The sequence below is a fragment of the Bowmanella yangjiangensis genome, from assembly GCF_017255015.1.
In the GTDB taxonomy this organism is placed as follows: domain Bacteria; phylum Pseudomonadota; class Gammaproteobacteria; order Enterobacterales; family Alteromonadaceae; genus Bowmanella; species Bowmanella yangjiangensis.
On record NZ_JAFKCS010000565.1, the window covers coordinates 1 to 477 of the forward strand.

The following is a 477-nucleotide window of genomic DNA, read 5'->3' on the forward strand; positions in this document are numbered from 1 at the left end:
GCCGTTGTCGAACAGGTACAGTGCGCCGAGCTGGTAGGTCGTGGCGGAATCGCTGGTGCGGCGGTGGCTGTCGCTCAGGTTGTCGCTGTTGCGCACATGCACCCAGTCGCGGCGTATACCGGCGGACAGGCGCCAGCGCTGGAGTTCGATCTGATCCTGCAGGTACAGACCGCTGCGCTGGGTCAGGTTGTCCTGATCGGCCAGCGGGTTGCCGGGGCGGCTGAGCGGCTGGTGATAGTCCGGCGCACTGATGTCGATGGACGGCGCCGGCCCCGAGGCATACAGCACCGAGCTGTCGAACCAGGCGTAATCCCAGCCGCTGAGCAGGGTGTGCTGCAAGGTGCCGGTGGCGAAGCGGCTGACCAGGCGGGTGTCGCTGCTAACCGACTCCATCTCTTCGTACACACCGACGGCGTAGCGCTCCATCACCCCATTGCTGATCGTGCCGTTGGGCTGCAGGTACTGGTTGGTGGTATC

At 65.4% G+C, this 477-nt stretch carries 1 protein-coding gene; it reads right to left on the bottom strand.

Features of this window, described 5'->3' with window-relative positions; all coding sequences use genetic code 11:
* The coding region (locus J0A65_RS25685; RefSeq protein WP_206597039.1) for a TonB-dependent receptor domain-containing protein at positions 1 to 477 on the bottom strand (477 nt) is incomplete at both ends.